A 21,870-nucleotide genomic window follows, 5' to 3' on the forward strand; every position below is an offset into this window, starting at 1 on the left:
TTCATTTTTTCTTCACCGGACGCTGCCAGCCCTGCTTATGGACCTGCGGCACGCGGCTCAACACCAGTTCGTTATCGGCGATATTGCGTGTGACGGTGGTGCCGGCGGCGATAGTGACGCCGTTGCCTACCGTAACCGGGGCCACCAGCTGGGTATCCGAGCCGACAAAGACATCGTCGCCAATAATCGTTTTATGTTTATTCGCGCCATCGTAGTTGCAGGTGATGGTGCCCGCGCCGATATTGACGTTATCACCGATCTCCGCATCGCCCAGATAGGTCAGATGACCCGCCTTGGAGCCTTTGCCGAGACGCGCTTTTTTCATTTCCACGAAGTTGCCAACGTGGGCGCCTTCCAGCAGTTCGGCGCCCGGGCGCAGACGGGCAAATGGACCGATGGTGCAGGCCGCCTGCAGCTGGGCATCTTCCACCACGCTGTAGGGGCTGATTTCGCAATCATCGCCGATGGTGCTGTTTTTGATCACGCAGCCGGCGCCGATTTTCACACGATCGCCCAACACCACGTTGCCTTCCAGAATAACGTTAGTATCGATCTCCACATCGCGCCCGTGCTGCAGCTTACCGCGCAGATCGAAACGCGCCGGATCGCGCAGCATCACTCCCGCCAGCAGCAGCTTTTCCGCTTGCTCAGCCTGGTAGACGCGCTCCAGGCGCGCAAGCTGCAGGCGGTTGTTGACGCCTTCGACTTCGCTCAGGCGCTGGGGATGCACGGCAACGATCTCGCGACCTTCCTGATGCGCCATGGCGATGATATCGGTGATGTAGTATTCGCCCTGGGCGTTGTTATTGGTGAGATTCGCCAGCCAGCGCTTGAGGTCTGCTCCGCCGGCGATCAGGATCCCGGTGTTGATTTCCTGGATCTGGCGCTGCGCCTCGCTGGCATCTTTGTGCTCAACGATGCCCGTCACCTGGCCATTTTCACGGGTAATGCGGCCGTAGCCGGTTGGATCATCCAGCTTCACCGTCAGCAGACCAATCCCGCCCTGCGGCTTCGCGGCGCGCAGGCGCTGTAGCGTCTCGACGGAGATCAGCGGCACGTCGCCATAGAGCATCAGGATGTCTTCATCATCATTGAAGAACGGCGCCGCCTGCTGCATGGCGTGTCCGGTTCCGAGCTGCTCGGCCTGTAGCACCCAGTTCAGGTTGTCTTCATGCAGCGTCTGACGCAGCAGATCGCCACCGTGGCCATACACCAGGTGTACCGCACATGCGCCTAAATCGTTAGCGGCATCAATGACATGCTGCACCATTGGCTTCCCGGCCAGGGTATGCAGCACCTTAGGAAGATCGGAATACATGCGGGTCCCTTTGCCTGCGGCAAGGATAACCACGCTCATCGCACTATTTGACATACTCATCCTGACGGTAGTTAGAACGAAAAGTAAAAGCCTTTCACGTTGAAATTTCTACATATTTTTCATCATAAAACGAGACGTGGAGAAAACGTCCAGGCTCACTGCTATACACCATTTTATGACGCTATTTTTAACCACTGCAAATCAGTTTAACGCTGAAAAAGGAGGGCGGGGAGGATAATCATTGACTATCTCACTGCTTTTGCTGTTTTTTCGCCACCTGAATAAAGCCGCTGCGGAAAGCGATTTTCAGTACCCACAGCGGGAAGAACTAGGATAATCGTCGCCAGTCGCTGGCGGGGGAGGGCGGCAAAGTGATTGATGTAGCGATAAAAAACGAAAGGCCACCGTCAGGTGACCTTCTTTGCCCGGTTTCACATCGCCAGTGTTGTCGTTTTGATGGGCGATACGTCGTGTCAGCGGGGGGGATAGCGCGGAGCTTAGAAGCTCAGGACGCTAAATTTAGCGATGATTTTATGGAACAGTTTCATGATGATTTCCTGACGCAGGTGCAGTTTGATAACGCTATTTTATGTGATATACATCACATAAAATAGAGTCTACGCTTCATCATTTAACTAATCAATAACAATTAAGGGTGAATTCTGTTTTCACTTCATCCGCTCGTCAGCAGCTGGGCATAAAAAAAGCCAGCCTGGAAACCAGACTGGCTTTTTACGTTCAAGCCGGTGTTACATCGCTTTTTTGGTCAACTCGATAACGCGCAGTTTAGCGATCGCTTTGGCCAGTTCCGCAGACGCCTGAGCGTAATCCACATCGCCGTGAGAGCTCTTAATGTGCTCTTCCGCTTTGCGTTTCGCTTCCAGCGCTCGCGCTTCGTCGAGGTCCTGACCACGAATTGCGGTATCCGCCAGGACGGTCACGCTGCCAGGCTGCACTTCAAGAATGCCGCCGGACAGATAGATAAACTCTTCATGACCGTGCTGTTTAACGATGCGAATCATACCAGGCTTAATGGCGGTGAGCAGCGGTGCGTGTCCCGGGTAAATACCCAGTTCACCTTCGCTACCCGTTACCTGGATTTTTTCGACCAGACCAGAGAACATTTGTTGCTCTGCGCTGACGACGTCCAGGTGGTAAGTCATTGCCATATCACCCTCCGATTAAGGCGTTAAAGTTTTTTGGCTTTTTCCACGGCTTCGTCGATGGAACCGACCATGTAGAACGCCTGCTCTGGCAGGTGATCGTATTCGCCTTCCATGATGCCTTTAAAGCCACGGATGGTGTCTTTCAGCGCCACGTATTTGCCCGGAGAACCGGTAAAGACTTCAGCCACGAAGAACGGCTGGGACAGGAAGCGCTGGATCTTACGTGCGCGAGCTACCACCAGTTTGTCTTCTTCAGACAGTTCGTCCATACCGAGGATGGCGATGATGTCTTTCAGTTCCTGATAACGCTGCAGGATGGACTGCACGCCACGCGCGGTGTCGTAGTGTTCCTGACCAACAACCAGCGGATCCAGCTGACGGCTGGTGGAGTCCAGCGGGTCAACAGCCGGGTAGATACCCAGGGAAGCGATCTGACGGCTCAGTACTACGGTTGCATCTAAGTGAGCAAAGGTAGTGGCTGGGGATGGGTCAGTTAAGTCATCCGCCGGTACGTATACCGCCTGTACGGAGGTGATAGAACCGGTTTTGGTGGAGGTGATACGTTCCTGCAGAACGCCCATCTCTTCCGCCAGGGTCGGCTGATAACCTACCGCTGAAGGCATACGACCCAGCAGTGCGGATACTTCCGTACCGGCCAGGGTGTAACGATAGATGTTATCGACGAACAGCAGTACGTCACGACCTTCATCACGGAATTTCTCAGCCATGGTCAGGCCGGTCAGCGCAACGCGCAGACGGTTTCCCGGCGGCTCGTTCATCTGGCCGTACACCAGGGATACTTTATCGATAACGTTGGAGTCGGTCATTTCGTGGTAGAAGTCGTTACCCTCACGAGTACGCTCACCTACGCCCGCAAACACGGAGTAACCGGAGTGCTCGATCGCGATGTTACGGATCAGCTCCATCATGTTTACGGTTTTACCGACACCCGCACCACCGAACAGACCGACTTTACCGCCCTTCGCGAACGGACACATCAGGTCGATAACTTTGATGCCGGTTTCCAGCAGTTCCTGAGAGCTGGACAGCTCTTCATAGGACGGTGCTGCGCGGTGGATAGCCCAACGCTCTTCTTCGCCGATGTCGCCTTTCATGTCGACCGGTTGACCCAGTACGTTCATGATACGACCCAGCGTAGCTTTACCAACCGGGACTTCGATCGGGTGCTCGAGGTCTTTTACATCCAGACCGCGGCGCAGACCATCGGAAGAACCCATAGCGATGGTACGCACGATACCGCCGCCCAGCTGCTGCTGAACTTCCAGCACCAGAACTTCATTACCATTCTGTACCTCAAGGGCTTCGTACACGCGTGGTACGGCATCCTGAGGGAACTCGACGTCGACCACGGCGCCGATTACCTGGACAATTTTTCCAGTAGCCATCTTAAATCCTCTACGAAATAACCTGGTTAAACCGCGGCGGCCCCCGAGACGATCTCGGTGAGTTCCTGAGTAATGCTGGCCTGACGAGCTTTGTTGTATACCAACTGCAGCTCTTTAATCAGGCTGCCGCCATTATCGGTCGCGGCTTTCATCGCCACCATACGGGCGGCCTGCTCGCTGGCCAGGTTTTCAACCACGCCCTGATAAACCTGAGACTCGACGTAGCGGCGCAGGAGGGTATCCAGCAGCGCTTTCGGATCGGGCTCATACAGGTAATCCCAGGATTTACGTTTCAGATCAGCGTCTTCTGATGCCGGTAACGGCAGCAGCTGAGTGATCGTCGGAACCTGAGACATGGTGTTAATAAATTTGTTGCTGACAACGTACAGCTTGTCCAGACGGCCTTCATCATAGGCCTGCAACATCACTTTTACCGGGCCGATCAGTTCGGACAGGGATGGGTTATCCCCCATACCGGTCACCTGTGCAACAACGTTGCCGCCAACGGAGTTAAAGAAAGAGACGCCCTTAGAGCCGATCATTGCGAGGTCGCACTGAACGCCTTTATCGGACCATGCTTTCATTTCCGCCAGCAGTTTCTTGAACAGGTTAATGTTCAAGCCGCCGCACAAACCACGGTCGGTCGACACCACCAGGTAGCCCACGCGCTTAACGTCGCGTTCTTCCAGGTAAGGGTGCTTATATTCCAGATTACCGTTCGCAAGGTGACCAATCACTTTGCGCATAGTATCTGCGTAAGGACGGCTGGCCGCCATGCGCTCCTGCGATTTACGCATTTTGGAAGCGGCGACCATCTCCATCGCTTTAGTGATCTTTTGCGTGTTCTGGACGCTTGCGATCTTACTACGTATCTCTTTTGCGCCGGCCATGAGCTTCTCCTCAATGCCTTGCGGCCTGCCCTAAGACAGACCGCCAGACGTTACCAGGACTGGGTTGCTTTGAAGGAATCGAGGATGCCTTTCAGCTTGCCTTCGATTTCGTCGTTATAGCCACCGGACTGGTTAATCTCTTGCATCAGCGGAGCGTGATCACGGTCGACGTAAGCCAGCAGTGCGGCTTCGAAGCTACCGATTTTCGCCAGTTCTACATCAGCCAGATAACCACGTTCTGCTGCGAACAGAACCAGAGACTGCTGCGCGACGGACATCGGCGCATACTGTTTCTGTTTCAGCAGTTCGGTCACTTTCTGACCGTGGTCCAGCTGTTTGCGGGTTGCATCGTCGAGGTCGGATGCAAACTGGGAGAACGCCGCCAGTTCACGATACTGCGCCAGCGCGGTACGGATACCACCGGACAGTTTCTTCATGATCTTGGTCTGCGCTGCACCACCCACACGGGATACCGAGATACCCGGGTTAACCGCAGGACGAATACCGGCGTTGAACAGGTTGGTTTCCAGGAAGATCTGACCATCGGTAATGGAGATTACGTTGGTCGGAACGAACGCGGAAACGTCACCCGCCTGGGTTTCGATAATCGGCAGCGCGGTCAGGGAGCCGGTTTTCCCTTTCACTTCACCTTTGGTGAAGGCTTCAACGTATTCGGCGTTAACACGCGCAGCACGCTCCAGCAGACGAGAGTGGAGGTAGAATACGTCGCCCGGGAACGCTTCACGTCCTGGCGGACGACGGAGCAGCAGGGAGATCTGACGATAAGCAACAGCCTGTTTAGACAGGTCATCGTATACGATCAGCGCATCTTCACCGCGGTCGCGGAAGTATTCGCCCATTGCGCAACCGGCGTATGGCGCCAGGTATTGCAGTGCAGCAGATTCGGATGCAGTCGCTACCACCACGATGGTGTTAGCCAGCGCGCCGTGCTCTTCCAGTTTACGCACCACGTTAGAGATGGTGGACGCTTTCTGGCCGATAGCAACATAGACGCACTTGATGCCGGAATCACGCTGGTTGATGATGGCATCGATAGCCAGCGCAGTTTTACCGGTCTGACGGTCGCCGATGATCAGTTCACGCTGACCACGACCGATTGGGATCATGGCGTCAACGGATTTATAACCGGTCTGTACCGGCTGATCGACGGACTGACGTTCGATTACGCCCGGCGCGATCGCTTCAACGGCGGAGAAACCGTCGTTTTCCAGCGGACCTTTACCATCAATTGGCGCGCCCAGGGTGTTAACCACGCGGCCCAGCAGGCCACGACCAACCGGAACTTCCAGGATACGGCCAGTACATTTCACCTTCATGCCTTCGGCGAGGTCAGCGTACGGACCCATCACCACCGCACCGACGGAGTCGCGCTCCAGGTTCAGTGCGATAGCGTAACGGTTACCCGGCAGGGAGATCATCTCACCCTGCATACATTCGGCAAGGCCGTGGATGCGGATAACACCGTCACTTACAGAAACAATAGTACCTTCGTTATGAGCTTCGCTCACAACATTGAACTGAGCAATGCGCTGCTTGATCAGTTCGCTGATTTCGGTGGAATTCAGTTGCATGCTCCAGTCCCCTTAAGACTGCAAGACGTCTGCAAGGCGATCAAGACGGCCGCGTACGCTGCCATCAATGACCATATCACCCGCACGGATGATAATACCTGCCATAACAGACTTATCGATTTTGCAATTCAGCTTAACTTTGCGTGACAGACGTTTTTCCATCGCGCTGACGATCCTGGCAAGCTGTTCATCACTCAGTTGGTTGGCAGATATGACTTCTACCTCTGCGATGGCCTCACTGGCCGCGCGCAGGTGAATGAATTGCTCAAGAACGTCCGGGAGCACCTTCAGACGATTATTTTCCGCCATCACCTTAATCAGGTTCTGGCCGTTTTCGTCAAGTTGCTCGCCGCAGATAGCGATAAACGCTTCTGAGAGCGTTTCCGGCGCCAAAGCACCGGAGAGAAGCTCTGCCATTTGATCGTTTTTGGTCACTTCGGCGGCAAACGCCAGCATATCCTGCCAGCGTTCAACACTGTTGTGTTCGACGGCAAAGTCAAAAGCTGCTTTGGCGTAGGGGCGAGCTACCGTTACAAATTCAGACATCAGCCCCTCCCTCCTTACAGTTCAGCGACAAGTTTATCCACGATGTCGCTGTTAGCAGCTTCATCCACGGAACGTTCGATGATCTTCTCGGCGCCAGCAACAGCCAGGATAGCGACCTGCTTACGCAGCTCCTCGCGTGCACGTTTACGCTCAGCATCAATTTCAGCCTGCGCTTGTGCAACGATTTTGGTGCGTTCCTGTTCTGCTTCAGCTTTAGCTTCGTCCAGAATCTGAGAGCGGCGCTTGTTCGCCTGCTCAATGATTACCTGGGCTTCCGCTTTCGCTTTTTTCAGCTGGTCGGTCGCGTTGGCCTGTGCAAGGTCCAAATCTTTCTTAGCGCGTTCTGCAGAAGCTAAACCGTCAGAAATCTCTTTCTGGCGTTTTTCGATGGCAGCCATTAAAGGCGGCCATACGTACTTCATGCAGAACCATACGAAGATAACAAACGCGATGGCCTGGCCGAGGATTGTTGCGTTCATGTTCACAGCACAATACCTCTTTAATTAACTCTGTGGCTTAGGTTTCTAACAACTTACTACGCGACGGCGAACATCACGTACAGACCCAGACCTACAGCGATCATCGGGATAGCATCCACCAGACCCATAACGATAAAGAACTGAGTACGCAGCAGAGGGATCAGATCCGGCTGACGCGCTGCGCCTTCCAGGAATTTACCTCCGAGGATGCCGATACCGATCGCAGCACCGATTGCCGCCAGACCCATCATCACAGCGGCAGCCATGTACAGCAGATCCATATTCAGGTTTTCCATGACAGTCTCCAGTTTGTTTCAGTTAAAACGTAGTAGTGTTGGTAAAAATCAATGCTCTTCAGACGCCATCGATAGATAGACAATCGTCAGAACCATGAAGATGAAGGCTTGCAGCGTAATAATCAGGATGTGGAAAATGGCCCAAGGCACATTCAGAACCCACTGTGACCACCACGGCAACAGACCAGCAATCAGAATGAAAATCAGCTCACCGGCATACATGTTGCCGAACAGTCGCAGACCGAGAGAGACCGGTTTGGACAGCAGGCTTACCCCTTCAAGGATTAAGTTGACAGGAATGAACGCCCAGTGATTGAACGGCTGCATGGTCAGTTCTTTAACGAACCCACCCACGCCTTTCATTTTGATGCTGTAGAAAAGAATCAGGATGAACACGCCAAGCGCCATCGACAGGGTGATGTTCACGTCAGCAGACGGAACCACGCGCAGTGCAGGCAGGCCGAAAATGTGTTCGCCGATATAAGGAAGCAGGTCGATTGGCAGCAGGTCCATCAGGTTCATCAGGAAGACCCAGACGAACACGGTCAGCGCCAGCGGCGCGATAACCTTGCTCTTGCCATGGTACATGTCTTTGACGCTACCATGGACGAAGCCGATGATCATTTCGATGAAGGTCTGGAATTTCCCTGGTACGCCGCTGGTCGCTTTCTTAGCAACGCTACGGAACATGGCCAGGAACAGCAGACCGAGAACCACCGAGAAGAACATGGAGTCAATGTTGAGCGTCCAGAAGGTGGCCGGGGGGTTGTGCGGATCCACCAGCGAGAAAGTACGCAGGTCAATCTGAAGGTTGTTCAGATGGTGACCTATGTATTCCTGCGGCGTCATATTTTCTGAAGCCATGATGCCTTTTACCCTTTGTTGTTGATTACAGCTGGCGCCAGAACTTGTACCACCAGCACCAAAACCCACGTCACGATCAGTGGCAAAAATACCACTTTTAAAACGGCCAGCGCCACCGCCAGGAGGGCGAAGGTCAGCAACACCTTGAAGGCTTCACCGAAGGCGAAGGTCCAGGCCACACGGCCTTTTGCTGGTGTATGCGCCTGATGACGCCAGGCAAAAATCATAAACATCAGATTTGGCAAAACCACTGCCAAACCGCCGCATACCGCGGAAATGCCCCAGAAGGGGTCTTTGAGGCTGAACAGCAGTCCACTTGCCATTACTGCCAGTAACTGAATAAACAGAAGCTTGCGAGCAACGTTTCGACTCAAGAGCGACACTGACATCACGTTTTTACTCCTGCTCCCTTTGAGGTATGTCGCGTGTCGTATAAAACGTCCTTTAAGACGAAGAGTCAAGCATCAAAAAGCGGACAAATTATACGGTGACGCCCCGTGATTTCAAACAATAAGTAGCAAAATAGTGAATAAATGTTTAATTATTTTCCAACGGACAACTTTCCGCGCATTTCAGCGTTCTGTGAGCGGTCATACAAAACTGCAAATAACGTGGAAACACGGCAATTAAAGCGTGCATTAGATCACATAATAAACATTTCAAGCGCCCTTTAATGAATCAAGGACATAAAACACTATTTTTCATGCTTTTGATATTCAAGATAAAAAGTGAGGACATTATCTAAAACAACCCCACATACAATAAAAACCTTTTATTGACATTTATAATAAAAATTTAACATCGCTATGCTGTTTATCGTTGTCGATTTTTAGCACCCTGATATTTTCAAAGTTGACTATTTTGTCAGTGAATCAGTTACGCTAAGTTAACCGCAAGAAAAACCATAGTAAAAGCATGGTTAAATGCAGCCCGATAATATCGGGAGGTGATCTTTATTTTTGTAACATTCACGGGCCACATTTTTTCCACATTTTTTGATAAAAATTAACTCGATTTTGGCGTAATCACCACCAGGTGCCGCTCCCCTTCCAGCTGAGGAACATGTAGCTCAATGACCTCGGCTATGGCATACCCTTCCGGCAGGTTTTCCATTTCGTCTTTTTGCGCTAACCCTTTGAGCGCATAGAAGTGACCGTTCGCGGCCGGCAAATGATGGCACCAGCTCACCATATCATTAAGCGATGCGAAGGCGCGGCTTATCACGCCATCAAACGGCGGCTCAGCCGGGAAAGCTTCCACGCGGCTCTGCACCGGGGTAACGTTATCCAGCTTCAGCTCATGCTGCACCTGACGCAGGAAGCGCACGCGTTTGCCAAGGCTGTCCAGCAGGGTGAAATGCGACTCCGGGCGCACGATAGCCAACGGGATCCCAGGCAGCCCCGGTCCCGTACCGACATCGATAAAGCGCGAGCCCTGCAGATAAGGCGCGACGACGATGCTGTCCAGGATATGACGCACCAGCATCTCATTTGGATCGCGAACGGAGGTCAGGTTATAGGCTTTGTTCCACTTATCGAGCAGCCCGACGTAAGCCACCAGCTGATTTTTCTGGTGATCGGTGAGCAAAATACCCGCTTCATCCAGCAGACGAGAAAGTTTGTTGAGCACGGTAAGTACCTTCAAAAAATAATGAGCCCGGAGGCGCTAACGCTTACCGGGCCAGGAATGATAAAGGCGAACGCTGATTATGCAACTGGGAAATCAGCGCGGCAGGCTGCCGCAATCAGGCGCTGCGACGCAGCATCCCCTGCTTTTTCAACCAAACCAGCAAAATAGAGATCGCCGCCGGGGTGATCCCGGAAATACGTGACGCCTGCCCTATCGACGACGGTTTATGGTCGTTTAGTTTAGCGATCACTTCATTAGACAGTCCGGTGACCTGACGGTAGTCGAGTGTCGCCGGTAACAAGGTATTCTCGTTGCGCTGCTGTTTCTCGATCTCATCCTGCTGGCGCGCGATATAGCCTTCATACTTCACCTGGATCTCAACCTGCTCAGCCGCCTGCCGATCTTCCAGCCCCGGCGCGAACGGCGAGAGCTGAACCAGCTGCTCGTAGGTCATTTCCGGACGACGCAGCAGATCTTCACCGCTGGCTTCGCGCGACAGCGGCGCGGTCAGGTGAGCGTTCACTTCGTTAGCGCTCTCAGCCTGAGGGTTCACCCAGGTCGATTTCAGGCGCTGGCGTTCACGCTCAATGCTTTCCAGCTTCTCGTTGTAACGCGCCCAGCGTTCATCATCCACCAGACCCAGCTCACGCCCCTGCTCAGTCAGACGCAGGTCGGCGTTGTCTTCGCGCAGCATCAGACGATATTCTGCACGAGAGGTAAACATGCGGTACGGTTCTTTGGTACCCAGAGTACACAGGTCATCCACCAGCACGCCGAGGTAGGCCTGATCGCGACGCGGTGCCCAGCCCTCTTTTTCCGCCGAGAAACGAGCAGCGTTAAGACCGGCCAGCAGACCCTGAGCCGCAGCTTCTTCATAACCGGTGGTGCCGTTGATCTGACCGGCGAAGAACAGACCCTGAATGAATTTGCTCTCGAGCGTCGGCTTCAGATCGCGCGGGTCGAAGAAATCGTACTCAATAGCGTAGCCAGGACGGACGATCCGCGCATTCTCCATCCCCTGCATTGAGCGGACGATTTGCATTTGCACATCGAACGGCAGGCTGGTGGAGATGCCGTTCGGATAAATTTCGTTTGAGGTCAGGCCTTCCGGTTCGAGGAAGATCTGATGTTGGTTGCGATCGGCAAAGCGCATGACTTTGTCTTCGATCGACGGGCAGTAGCGTGGACCGATCCCTTCGATCACCCCGGCGTACATGGGGCTGCGATCGAGGTTATTGCGGATCACGTCATGGGTTTTCTCGTTAGTGTGGGTGATATAGCACGGCACCTGGCGCGGATGCTGATCGGCAGATCCCATAAACGAGAAGACCGGCATTGGGTTATCGCCATGCTGTTGCGCCAGCACGCTGAAATCGATGGTGCGCGCGTCAATGCGCGGCGGGGTCCCGGTTTTCAGCCGGCTTACGCGCAGCGGCAGTTCACGCAGGCGACGAGACAGCGGGATCGACGGCGGGTCGCCGGCGCGTCCGCCGCTGTAGTTATCCAGACCAATATGGATTTTGCCGTCAAGGAAGGTCCCGACGGTCAGTACCACCGCTTTAGCACGGAATTTGAGGCCCATCTGGGTGACCGCGCCTACGACACGATCGTTTTCGACAATCAGATCTTCCACTGCCTGCTGGAAGATCATCAGGTTCGGCTGGTTCTCCAGCGCAGTGCGTACCGCCTGACGGTACAGCACGCGGTCAGCCTGGGCGCGAGTGGCGCGCACCGCGGGGCCTTTGCTGGCGTTTAGTATCCTAAACTGAATGCCTGCCTGATCGATCGCTTTGGCCATCAGACCGCCGAGCGCGTCCACTTCTTTTACCAGGTGTCCTTTCCCAATGCCGCCAATCGCCGGGTTGCAGCTCATCTGCCCCAGCGTGTCGATATTGTGTGTCAAAAGCAGGGTCTGTTGACCCATACGCGCTGCGGCCATTGCGGCCTCAGTGCCTGCGTGACCCCCGCCAATGATAATGACGTCAAAAGGATCCTGATAAAACATGGTGGTCTGCCTCGCATAACGCGGTTTGAAAATGGATTGAAGCCCGGGCCGTGGATTCTACTCGGCTTTGGTCTTTTGAGAAAGACTCCGGGATCCTGAGTATTAAAAAGAAGATCTTTATATAGAGATCTGTTCTATTGTGATCTCTTATTAGGATCGACTCTCTTTGTGGATAAGTCGGATCCACGAAGTAAGATCAAAAGCTTAAGAAGGATCACTATCTGTGAATGATCGGTGATCCTGGTCCGTATAAGCTGGGATCAGAATGAAGGGTTATGCACAGCTCAAAAACCATACTCCGGTTATTCTTTGGATAACTACCGGTTGATCCAAGCTTTTAAGCATGGTTATCCACAGAAGAACGGACGATCTTTACAATTCTCAGAGCAAATTTTTCCAGGATCCCAGCCAGATTTCCGCCGGATCCTCCGGAATTTCATGTTCCAGCACGTTGATCTTCAGGGTCTCGCCGATCTGTTTTGCCCCGCAGGCCTTCAGCGCCGCTTCTAATTTATCGATCGCGCCGCAAAAAGTGTCGTATTCACGGCTGCCGATCCCGATGGCGCCAAAGCGCACGGCGGAAAGATCGGCCTGCTGCGCCAGCAGTACGTCATAGAAGGGAACCAGGTTGTCGGGAATGTCGCCGGCGCCATGGGTGGAAGAGATAACTAACCAGATCCCTTGCGCCTGCAGATCGTCCACCAGCGGGCCGTGCTGGATTTCAGTGCTGTAGCCTGCTTCTTCCAGCTTTTCTGCCAGATGCTCCGCTACGTATTCCGCACTGCCCAGGGTGCTGCCGCTGATAAGTGTAATGTCTGCCATAGATCGCCGATCGCCCGCTCAACTGTTCAGAGTGGCGTATTGTACGCTGTGAGCGAGCTGGGATCTACCTGTGGAAAAATGTGGGATTAAAAAAAACGATCAGGGCTTAATGGTGCGCATGATCGGGTTCTGCAGCACGATCAGGGTTTCAGTGGACTGAATTTCATCAATTGTTTGGATCTTGTTGATAAGTACCTGCTGCAGGGCATCGATGGATTTACACATCACCTTAATAAAGATGCTGTAGTGGCCGGTGGTGTAGTAAGCCTCGGTCACCTCCTCCAGGCTTTCCAGGCGGGCGAGGGCGGAGGGATAGTCTTTGGCGCTCTTGAGAATAATGCCGATGAAGCAGCCGACGTCATAGCCCAGCTGTTTGGGGCTGACGTCAATGCGCGCGCCAGTAATGATGCCCGCCTGTTTCATCTTTTCGACGCGCACATGAATAGTGCCCGGGCTGACGCTGAATTGTTTGGCCAGTTCGGCATAGGCGGTACGGGCGTTGGCCATGAGCGCATCGAGAATGCCGCGGTCCAGATTGTCGATCTGATAATTTTCCATATCTTTTTCTTATGAAGTTTGACGGTTCTTACTATTTTAGCTCTATATTTTGTTGAATTAAAAGTTGACGAGCCTTTTTATTGATTGATTATTGTATTGGCGGCCTGTTTTGTTGCTTAATCAATGGCAACAGGACGCAGGAGTCATAAAAATGAAAACCGCTTATATCGCAAAACAACGCCAGATCAGTTTCGTTAAATCCCATTTTTCCCGTCAGCTGGAAGAGAAGCTTGGCCTGATTGAAGTCCAGGCGCCAATCTTAAGCCGCGTGGGCGATGGGACGCAGGATAACTTGTCCGGCTGCGAGAAAGCGGTTCAGGTGAAAGTGAAAACACTGCCCGACGCCCAGTTCGAAGTGGTTCATTCGCTGGCGAAATGGAAGCGTCAAACCCTGGGACAACACGACTTCAGCGCGGGCGAAGGGCTGTACACGCACATGAAGGCCCTTCGCCCCGATGAAGACCGTCTTACGCCGATCCACTCCGTCTATGTCGACCAGTGGGACTGGGAGCGGGTGATGGGGGATGAAGAGCGCCACGTCGGCACGCTGAAGGCGACCGTCGAAGCGATCTACGCCGGGATCAAAGCCACCGAGCTGGCGGTCAGCCAGGAATTTGGCCTGACGCCGTTCCTGCCGGAACAGATCCACTTTGTTCACAGCCAGGCGCTGCTGAGTCGCTATCCGGATCTTGATGCCAAAGGCCGCGAGCGAGCGATTGCCAAAGAGCTGGGCGCCGTCTTCTTAATCGGCATCGGCGGCAAACTCTCTGATGGCAAGCGCCATGATGTACGTGCGCCGGATTATGATGACTGGAGCACTGAGGTTTCTGAAGGCTTTGCCGGACTGAACGGCGATATCCTGGTGTGGAACCCGGTGCTGGAAGATGCGTTCGAGATCTCATCAATGGGGATCCGCGTTGACGCCGCGGCGCTAAAACGCCAGCTGGCGCTGACTGGCGACGAAGATCGCCTGCAACTGGAGTGGCACCAGGCGCTGCTGCGCGGCGAGATGCCGCAGACTATCGGCGGCGGCATTGGCCAGTCTCGCCTGACGATGCTGCTGCTGCAGCTCGACCATATCGGCCAGGTGCAGTGCGGCGTATGGCCGGCACAGGTTCGCGAAAGCGTTCCCGCGCTGCTGTAACGATTAGCGCCGCCAGCGTCGCAGCAGGCGGCTACGCAACCCGGTATCAAAGCGCCAGATATGATCGAAGATGCGCATGATGCCGGGTTTGCCGTGTACCGACATCGCCACCGCGTGAAAACGGTGCTGATGCTTTCGCTGTAGCTCCCCCACCTGCGCAATCACCTCATCCGGCAACCGCTGGGCAATAAAGTCGGAGATCACCACGGCATCCGCATCCACCCACTGCGGGTTTTGCAGACGTTCAATAATGGCGCGAAAACAGCTGGCCAGATCGGTGCCGCCGCGAAAGCGCTGGCTCAGAAAGCGGATCGCCTGCTCCAGGCCGCCCTCGCAGGTCAGTTCGTAGTGCACCACTTCGCTGGAGAACAGCATAATAAAGCAGCGGCGGTTATCCGCCAGCGCGACGCGCATCAGGGCCAGACAAAAGGCTTTGGCGCACTGCTCGTTAAAACCGCCCATCGATCCTGAGGTATCGACGCAGACAATAAAGGGCCCGCGAGGCTGTTCATCAAAATCCTGCCGCGTCACCGGGCGTTCGGTGATTTTTTCGCGCCAGGCGTCACCGTGCAGCCGGTAAGTCAGGAGCTGTTTCTCCACCAGCTTGCGATAAAATTCAAACTCCAGCTCCGTGATGCCGAGCGTCGCCAGCTCCGGCGGCAGCAGGCGCAGAATGTCATCGCTCTGCTGGAGGCCGTCGACCTGTTCCGGCACCGTCGCTGGCTCGCGCACCAGACTACGGAAGGTCTCCATCGGCGCGTCTTTCTTCGGCACGGATTTCGCTTCCCGTGAACGCCCCAGCTGTTCCGCCAGCTGCAGCAGCTCCGGCTGCTGGTTAAGAAAATCGCCATAGCGCACAATCAGCTGATAGTCGCCACGTTTCAGTTCGCCGGCACTCATATCCCACAGGCGTCCGGCGGCGGTGTCATTCTCCGCCAGCACCGGATCGAGCTGACCGCTGAGTGTCATTCGTTCCTGGACCTCACTGAGCAACTGATCGCGCTCCTCATCCAGCAACTGCTGATTAAGGCTGGTGGCTTGCACCACCAGGCTTAGGCGCCAGCGCTGTAAAAACAGCGTATGCAGCGCCGGGGTAAAGGTAGCATTGTCGTCCACCAGCTTCTGCGCCTGGGCGGCAAAAGGGGACTGGAGCTGGTGCAGCTTGCCGAGGATCTGCGGTAGCTGGACGATAAACTGTGAGGTAGAGAGCAGTTGAGCCTGCTGATAGGTTTGTACTTCGGCGTCCAGATCCGGCGGGATGTTAACCTCTTTTAAGCGGGCGCGAACGGCTTCCCGCCAGCGCGGAATATCCGCCGCGATGATGTTTTTCAGGCGGGGAAATTTCTCAAAGAAAACCGCCAGCTGCGGAGAGGCCAGCAGCGCCAGCAGCATCTCCTCGATCATTCCCTCTTCGCTGACTGCCAGCATGACATTCAGCATATCCAGCGTCATGGCTGCTTCGCCTGTTTAATCTGCGCGCCGACGTCCTGCAGGCTGGCTTCGATTCTTCCCAGCCACTCGACCGGGATAAACAGGCACTTCTGCTGCTCGCTGAAGCGGTTATGTTGCTGGTGCCACTCATCGTCCAGCGCCTCCAGCTGCTGGCGAATTTCCGCCGGCATGTTCTCCTGCGACGCGCTGCCGGGCAGCGCGAGGCGTGAGCCCTGCAGGCTGACGTCGCGAACGACCAGATGCTGGCTGGTGTCGACATCCATATTGAGCAGTTGGGCAAAGCCGATCCCGTTGAGCTTGCCGCGGATCTCGCCGCCTTTTTCCAGCCAGCTGGCTAACGCCTCGCGCTCAAAAGTAATGTGGATCACTTCCATATCGTGAAGTTTGAGCGGCTGCTGCAGCAGCAGGGTCAGGGTGGATCCCTGGATCTCCGCCGGCAGCTCATAGTGCGGCTTGCGGCTAAACATGCCGCCAAGGCGGGTGACCTTTAGCGCCGTTTTGTCACTTTGCTGCTGTTGGATTTGAATGCGTCGCTGCACAATCGCCCCGAGCCGCGTCAGCATTGCCTGCTGCTGCCAGGCGTGGCAGGTCATCAGCGTTTCCAGCTGCTGCGACATCAGGTGCATGCTCTCGACGTTGTGCCACAGACAATCTTTCAGCAGGATAAGATCTATCGGCGCGATGCTGTCGCGGCCGCTGAAGAAGGCGCTGGCCTGCAGCAGGCGAATGGCCTTTTTCCAGCGGCGATCTGAAACGTACGGCGCGTTTGGCAGGGCATCCAGCTGCTGGCGCAGCTGGAATATCAGCTCAAACACCGCGTCCGGTAGTTTGATATTGCCGATCTGCTGCTGCCATTGCGTAAACTCCTCGTCGCTTACCTGCAGCGCGCTGGGCACCGGATTGCTGTTTTCATCCTGCTGGCTGACCAGCATCGAACGGAAATTTCCTTTATCCTGCACTTTATCAAGCCACAGACGGATCAGCATTCGGTCATACAGCGCTTCCAGGCTGCTGTCGGCTTCGGGGAGTTCGTTCGAGGCGGCCACCAGCAGGCGCATTGGGATTTTCTCTTCGTGAGCGCCATTGCGGAAGTGACGTTCGTTAATCGCCGTCAGCAGGGTGTTGAGGATAGCCGGACCCGCTTTCCATATTTCATCGAGGAACACGATTTCTGCTTCCGGCAGGTAGCCGGCGGTTAAACGCTCGTAGCGCCCTTCATCTTTCAGCGCCTGAATGGACAGTGGGCCAAAAACCTCTTCCGGGGTGGAAAAGCGGGTCATCAGGTATTCAAAAGCGCGCGCCTGCTGGAAGGCGAACTTGAGGCGGCGGGCAATCAGGCTTTTGGCGATCCCCGGCGGACCGAGCAAAAATACGCTCTCGCCGCTGAGCGCCGCCAGCAGGCACAGGCGTATCGCGTGGCTGCGTTCAAAGAGTCCTTTTTCGAGTGCCGCGCTGAGTCGGGAAATTCTTTCAGCCAGTAAATGTGTTTGAGCCATAATTGAGTTGCGTGCTTTGTCATGTATCGTTATTGGGACGAGTATAGATGTTAGAGCAGGGGCGGTAATAGCCTGAAGAATCGATTTATTTTTTTTGAGCCAGGTTAATATGGTGTCTGTTAGGGGTACGATTTCACAAATAATCGTGCATACTGTGCGCTTTTTGTGGGCCAAGGGACTAGGCACACATTTGTTTTATAAACGAAAAGACTAGTCTATGAGCACTGATAATAAACAATCGTTGCCGGCGTTAACGCTGGCGGCCATCGGCGTGGTGTACGGTGATATCGGTACCAGTCCACTGTATACCCTGCGTGAATGCCTGTCAGGTCAGTTTGGCTTTGGCGTTGAGCGCGATGCCGTTTTTGGCTTTTTGTCGCTGATTTTCTGGCTGTTAATCTTTACCGTATCGATTAAATACATCACCTTCGTGATGCGGGCGGATAACGCCGGGGAAGGCGGGATCTTAACGCTGATGTCACTGGCCGGACGCAATACCTCGGCGCGGATGACCTCTGTGCTGGTGATCCTCGGCCTGATCGGCGGCAGTTTCTTCTATGGCGAAGTGGTGATAACCCCGGCGATTTCGGTCATGTCGGCGATAGAGGGGTTAGAAATTATCGCCCCGCAGCTCGATAGCTGGATTGTGCCGATCTCCATTATCGTGCTTACCCTGCTGTTTATGATCCAGAAGCACGGGACCGGGATGGTCGGCAAGCTGTTTGCGCCGATTATGCTGATCTGGTTCCTGTTGCTGGCGGTGCTTGGCGCGCGAAGCATTTACGCTAACCCGGAAGTTCTGCAGGCGCTGAACCCCTACTGGGCGGTGCACTTCTTCCTACAGTACAAGACCGTTTCCTTTATTGCGCTTGGCGCGGTGGTGCTGTCGATTACCGGGGTGGAAGCGCTGTACGCCGATATGGGGCACTTCGGCAAACTGCCGATCCGCGTCGCCTGGTTCTCCGTCGTACTGCCTTCGCTGGTGCTGAACTATTTTGGCCAGGGGGCATTGCTGCTTAAGCATCCGGAAGCGATTAAAAACCCGTTCTTCCTGCTGGCGCCGGAGTGGGCGCTGATCCCGATGCTGATTATCGCCACGCTGGCGACGGTTATCGCCTCGCAGGCGGTGATCTCCGGGGTCTTCTCCTTAACCCGTCAGGCGGTGCGTCTGGGCTATCTGTCGCCGATGCGCATCATCCACACCTCGGAAATGGAGTCCGGGCAGATCTATATCCCGTTTATTAACTGGCTGCTGTATGTCTCGGTAGTGATCGTCATCGTCAGCTTCGAGCACTCCTCTAACCTGGCGGCGGCGTACGGTATCGCGGTAACGGGCACCATGGTGCTGACCTCCATCCTTTCGGCAACGGTGGCTCGCAAAAACTGGCACTGGAATAAGCTGTTCGTTGGGCTGATGCTGGTGGCCTTCCTGTGCATTGATGTTCCGCTGTTCTCGGCGAACCTCGATAAGATTGTCTCCGGCGGCTGGCTGCCGTTATCCCTGGGTCTGGTGATGTTTACGGTGATGACCACCTGGAAGAGCGAGCGCTTCCGCCTGCTGCGTCGGATGCACGAGCACGGCAACTCGCTGGAAGCGATGATCTCTTCACTGGAGAAATCGCCGCCGGTACGCGTCCCGGGTACCGCGGTGTATATGTCCCGCGCCCTGAACGTGATCCCGTTTGCCCTGCTGCATAACCTGAAGCACAACAAGGTGCTGCATGAGCGAGTGATCCTCCTGACCCTGCGCACCGAGGACGCGCCTTACGTGCATAACGTTCGCCGGGTGCAGATTGAGCAGCTGTCGCCCTCGTTCTGGCGGGTGGTGGCCAGCTACGGCTGGCGGGAAACGCCAAATGTCGAAGAGGTGTTCCATCGCTGTGGCCTGGAAGGACTCAGCTGCCGGATGATGGAGACATCGTTCTTTATGTCCCATGAGTCGTTGATTATCGGCAAACGGCCGTGGTATCTGCGTCTGCGCGGCAAGCTTTATCTGCTGTTGCAGCGTAACGCCCTGCGCGCGCCGGATCAGTTTGAAATCCCGCCAAACCGGGTTATCGAGCTCGGTACTCAGGTCGAAATCTGATGTCAAAAAAGCCCTTCCGTTGCGAAGGGCTTTTTGTTTCTCACTCCGTTTGTCATGTCCTGTCGCTGTCTCGCGAAACGTTTCGATGGCGATCACATTTCTCTCTTCTGGTGATGGTTTTCTGCTCACACATTGATAATAATTATTGTAGCGAAACGTTTCGCTAGTGGAGCAAAAGAGAAAAATGAAAAAAGGCACCGTACTTAACGCTGATATTTCCGCGGTCATCTCCCGCCTGGGTCACACCGATACGCTGGTGGTCTGCGATGCCGGATTGCCGGTTCCCCGCAGCAGCGCGCGCATCGATATGGCGTTAACCCAGGGCGTACCTTCATTTATGCAGGTTCTGGAAGTGGTGACGACGGAAATGCAGGTTGAAGCGGCTGTCATCGCGGAGGAAATTAAGACGCATAATCCGCAGCTCCACGCGACGTTGCTCAACCATCTTGAGCAGCTGCAGCAGCACCAGGGAAATACCATTGAAATTCGTTACACCAGTCATGAGCAGTTCAAAAAACAAACCGCAGACAGTCAGGCGGTAATTCGCAGCGGGGAGTGTTCCCCGTTCGCGAATATCATTCTCTGTGCCGGCGTTACGTTCTGAGGTCGCCGTCATGGAAGCCTTATTGCAACTGAAAGGGATCGATAAAGCGTTCCCTGGCGTCAAGGCGCTCTCCGGCGCCTCGCTGAATGTCTATCCTGGCCGGGTGATGGCGCTGGTGGGTGAGAACGGCGCCGGTAAATCCACCATGATGAAAGTGCTGACCGGGATCTACACCCGTGACGCCGGCGCTTTATTATGGCTCGGTAAAGAGACCACCTTTAACGGCCCAAAATCTTCCCAGGAAGCCGGGATCGGCATTATCCATCAGGAACTGAACCTGATCCCGCAGTTGACGATCGCCGAGAACATCTTCCTTGGCCGCGAGTTCGTTAACCGCTTTGGCAAAATCGACTGGAAGCGGATGTATGCCGAAGCCGACAAGCTGCTGGCGAAGCTGAATCTCCGTTTTACCAGCCAGAAGCTGGTAGGCGATCTGTCGATTGGCGATCAGCAAATGGTGGAGATCGCCAAAGTGCTGAGCTTCGAGTCGAAGGTCATCATTATGGATGAACCGACCGACGCGCTGACCGATACCGAAACCGAATCGCTGTTCCGCGTGATCCGCGAACTAAAATCGCAGGGGCGCGGCATCGTCTACATCTCCCACCGCATGAAAGAGATCTTCGAGATTTGCGACGACGTGACCGTGTTCCGCGACGGGCAGTTTATCGCCGAACGCGAGGTCTCCTCGCTGGATGAAGACCGTCTGATCGAAATGATGGTTGGCCGGAAGCTGGAAGATCAGTATCCGCATCTGGCTAAGGCACCGGGCGCGGTGCGTCTGAAAGTCGATAATCTCTGCGGCCCGGGCGTGGAAAACGTGACCTTTACCCTGCGCCAGGGGGAAATCCTCGGCGTCGCCGGGCTGATGGGCGCCGGGCGGACCGAGCTGATGAAAGTGTTGTATGGCGCACTGCCGCGCAGCAGCGGCTCTGTGACGCTCGACGGTCACGAAGTGGTGACCCGTTCGCCGCAGGATGGTCTGGCGAACGGCATTGTCTATATATCCGAAGACCGTAAGCGCGACGGCTTAGTGCTCGGGATGTCGGTAAAAGAAAATATGTCCCTGACCGCCTTGCGCTACTTTAGCCGGACGGGAGGGAGCCTCAAGCATAAAGATGAACAGCAGGCGGTCAGTGATTTCATCCGGCTGTTTAACGTGAAAACGCCGTCCATGGAGCAGGCGATCGGCCTGCTCTCCGGCGGCAACCAGCAAAAGGTCGCCATCGCCCGCGGGCTGATGACCCGGCCGAAGGTCCTGATCCTCGATGAGCCGACCCGTGGCGTCGACGTCGGGGCGAAGAAAGAGATCTACCAGCTCATCAATCAGTTCAAAGCCGATGGCCTGAGCATCATTCTGGTCTCCTCCGAGATGCCGGAAGTGTTGGGCATGAGCGATCGCATCATAGTGATGCATGAAGGGCATCTCGGCGGTGAATTCACACGCGAGCAGGCCACCCAGGAAGTATTGATGGCTGCCGCTGTGGGCAAGCTTAACCGTGTGAATCAGGAGTAAG

Annotated in this window: 20 protein-coding genes; 4 read left to right on the top strand and 16 right to left on the bottom strand. The window is 54.9% G+C overall.

What is annotated here, in order from left to right; genetic code table 11:
- Window position 1: 1 nt before the first annotated feature.
- The 14 genes from glmU to asnC all read right to left on the bottom strand — a co-directional run bounded on the left by glmU (window position 2) and on the right by asnC (window position 13,571).
- A complete protein-coding gene (glmU, locus tag ACQUTP_RS23665; protein WP_285756240.1) occupies window positions 2-1,372 on the bottom strand; it encodes a bifunctional UDP-N-acetylglucosamine diphosphorylase/glucosamine-1-phosphate N-acetyltransferase GlmU in 1,371 nt (456 codons plus the stop codon).
- 695 nt (window positions 1,373-2,067) lie between these two features.
- Window positions 2,068-2,487, bottom strand: coding sequence for a F0F1 ATP synthase subunit epsilon (locus ACQUTP_RS23670; RefSeq protein ID WP_001251971.1), 420 nt, complete (start codon window positions 2,485-2,487; stop codon window positions 2,068-2,070).
- A 20-nt stretch (window positions 2,488-2,507) separates the two neighbouring features.
- Complete coding sequence (gene atpD, locus ACQUTP_RS23675; protein WP_004144997.1) at window positions 2,508-3,890, bottom strand: F0F1 ATP synthase subunit beta; 1,383 nt, start codon at window positions 3,888-3,890, stop codon at window positions 2,508-2,510.
- A gap of 26 nt (window positions 3,891-3,916) precedes the next feature.
- The gene (gene atpG / locus ACQUTP_RS23680; protein ID WP_004144996.1) at window positions 3,917-4,780 is read right to left on the bottom strand and encodes a F0F1 ATP synthase subunit gamma; all 864 of its coding nucleotides are present in this window, start codon (window positions 4,778-4,780) and stop codon (window positions 3,917-3,919) included.
- A 50-nt stretch (window positions 4,781-4,830) separates the two neighbouring features.
- The gene (gene atpA, locus ACQUTP_RS23685) at window positions 4,831-6,372 is read right to left on the bottom strand and encodes a F0F1 ATP synthase subunit alpha (protein WP_004144995.1); all 1,542 of its coding nucleotides are present in this window, start codon (window positions 6,370-6,372) and stop codon (window positions 4,831-4,833) included.
- A 12-nt stretch (window positions 6,373-6,384) separates the two neighbouring features.
- The gene (gene atpH, locus ACQUTP_RS23690; protein WP_004202307.1) at window positions 6,385-6,918 is read right to left on the bottom strand and encodes a F0F1 ATP synthase subunit delta; all 534 of its coding nucleotides are present in this window, start codon (window positions 6,916-6,918) and stop codon (window positions 6,385-6,387) included.
- Between the two features lie 14 nt (window positions 6,919-6,932).
- Window positions 6,933-7,403 carry a F0F1 ATP synthase subunit B gene (gene atpF / locus ACQUTP_RS23695; RefSeq protein ID WP_004107293.1) on the bottom strand — a complete coding sequence of 157 codons (471 nt, stop codon included), beginning with the start codon at window positions 7,401-7,403 and terminating at the stop codon, window positions 6,933-6,935.
- A 50-nt stretch (window positions 7,404-7,453) separates the two neighbouring features.
- The gene (gene atpE / locus ACQUTP_RS23700; RefSeq protein ID WP_000429386.1) at window positions 7,454-7,693 is read right to left on the bottom strand and encodes a F0F1 ATP synthase subunit C; all 240 of its coding nucleotides are present in this window, start codon (window positions 7,691-7,693) and stop codon (window positions 7,454-7,456) included.
- A gap of 48 nt (window positions 7,694-7,741) precedes the next feature.
- Window positions 7,742-8,557, bottom strand: coding sequence for a F0F1 ATP synthase subunit A (atpB, locus tag ACQUTP_RS23705; protein WP_004202309.1), 816 nt, complete (start codon window positions 8,555-8,557; stop codon window positions 7,742-7,744).
- A gap of 8 nt (window positions 8,558-8,565) precedes the next feature.
- Window positions 8,566-8,946 (bottom strand): F0F1 ATP synthase subunit I, encoded by a 381-nt coding sequence (atpI, locus tag ACQUTP_RS23710; protein WP_004202310.1) that lies wholly within the window; start codon window positions 8,944-8,946, stop codon window positions 8,566-8,568.
- Between the two features lie 616 nt (window positions 8,947-9,562).
- Window positions 9,563-10,186, bottom strand: coding sequence for a 16S rRNA (guanine(527)-N(7))-methyltransferase RsmG (gene rsmG / locus ACQUTP_RS23715; protein ID WP_004202311.1), 624 nt, complete (start codon window positions 10,184-10,186; stop codon window positions 9,563-9,565).
- 115 nt (window positions 10,187-10,301) lie between these two features.
- Window positions 10,302-12,191 carry a tRNA uridine-5-carboxymethylaminomethyl(34) synthesis enzyme MnmG gene (gene mnmG / locus ACQUTP_RS23720; RefSeq protein WP_004202313.1) on the bottom strand — a complete coding sequence of 630 codons (1,890 nt, stop codon included), beginning with the start codon at window positions 12,189-12,191 and terminating at the stop codon, window positions 10,302-10,304.
- 381 nt (window positions 12,192-12,572) lie between these two features.
- On the bottom strand, window positions 12,573-13,013 hold the full coding sequence (gene mioC / locus ACQUTP_RS23725; RefSeq protein WP_004202315.1) for an FMN-binding protein MioC: 441 nt from the start codon (window positions 13,011-13,013) through the stop codon (window positions 12,573-12,575).
- A 99-nt stretch (window positions 13,014-13,112) separates the two neighbouring features.
- Entirely contained in the window at window positions 13,113-13,571 is a 459-nt protein-coding gene (asnC, locus tag ACQUTP_RS23730) for a transcriptional regulator AsnC (RefSeq protein ID WP_002882510.1), read from the bottom strand.
- A gap of 151 nt (window positions 13,572-13,722) precedes the next feature.
- Between asnC and asnA the strand changes: the two genes are divergently transcribed.
- The gene (gene asnA / locus ACQUTP_RS23735; protein WP_004202316.1) at window positions 13,723-14,715 is read left to right on the top strand and encodes an aspartate--ammonia ligase; all 993 of its coding nucleotides are present in this window, start codon (window positions 13,723-13,725) and stop codon (window positions 14,713-14,715) included.
- A 3-nt stretch (window positions 14,716-14,718) separates the two neighbouring features.
- Here asnA and viaA read toward each other — a convergent pair whose 3' ends face one another.
- Both viaA and ravA read right to left on the bottom strand, forming a co-directional pair.
- Complete coding sequence (viaA, locus tag ACQUTP_RS23740; protein WP_004202317.1) at window positions 14,719-16,167, bottom strand: ATPase RavA stimulator ViaA; 1,449 nt, start codon at window positions 16,165-16,167, stop codon at window positions 14,719-14,721.
- Window positions 16,164-17,663: an ATPase RavA gene (gene ravA / locus ACQUTP_RS23745; protein ID WP_004202318.1), complete on the bottom strand. Its 1,500-nt coding sequence runs from the start codon at window positions 17,661-17,663 to the stop codon at window positions 16,164-16,166. Before ravA ends, viaA begins: the two co-directional genes overlap by 4 nt.
- A gap of 217 nt (window positions 17,664-17,880) precedes the next feature.
- Here ravA and kup point away from each other — a divergent pair, with 217 nt between their 5' ends.
- The 3 genes from kup to rbsA all read left to right on the top strand — a co-directional run bounded on the left by kup (window position 17,881) and on the right by rbsA (window position 21,869).
- Window positions 17,881-19,749, top strand: coding sequence for a low affinity potassium transporter Kup (kup, locus tag ACQUTP_RS23750; RefSeq protein ID WP_004202319.1), 1,869 nt, complete (start codon window positions 17,881-17,883; stop codon window positions 19,747-19,749).
- A 184-nt stretch (window positions 19,750-19,933) separates the two neighbouring features.
- On the top strand, window positions 19,934-20,353 hold the full coding sequence (gene rbsD / locus ACQUTP_RS23755) for a D-ribose pyranase (RefSeq protein WP_004202320.1): 420 nt from the start codon (window positions 19,934-19,936) through the stop codon (window positions 20,351-20,353).
- Window positions 20,354-20,363: 10 nt separating this feature from the next.
- Entirely contained in the window at window positions 20,364-21,869 is a 1,506-nt protein-coding gene (rbsA, locus tag ACQUTP_RS23760) for a ribose ABC transporter ATP-binding protein RbsA (RefSeq protein WP_004202321.1), read from the top strand.
- The last annotated feature ends 1 nt before the right edge of the window (window position 21,870 follow it).

The organism is Klebsiella sp. 2-CIP_Kleb. (genome assembly GCF_050378715.1).
GTDB classification, from domain to species: domain Bacteria; phylum Pseudomonadota; class Gammaproteobacteria; order Enterobacterales; family Enterobacteriaceae; genus Klebsiella; species Klebsiella quasipneumoniae.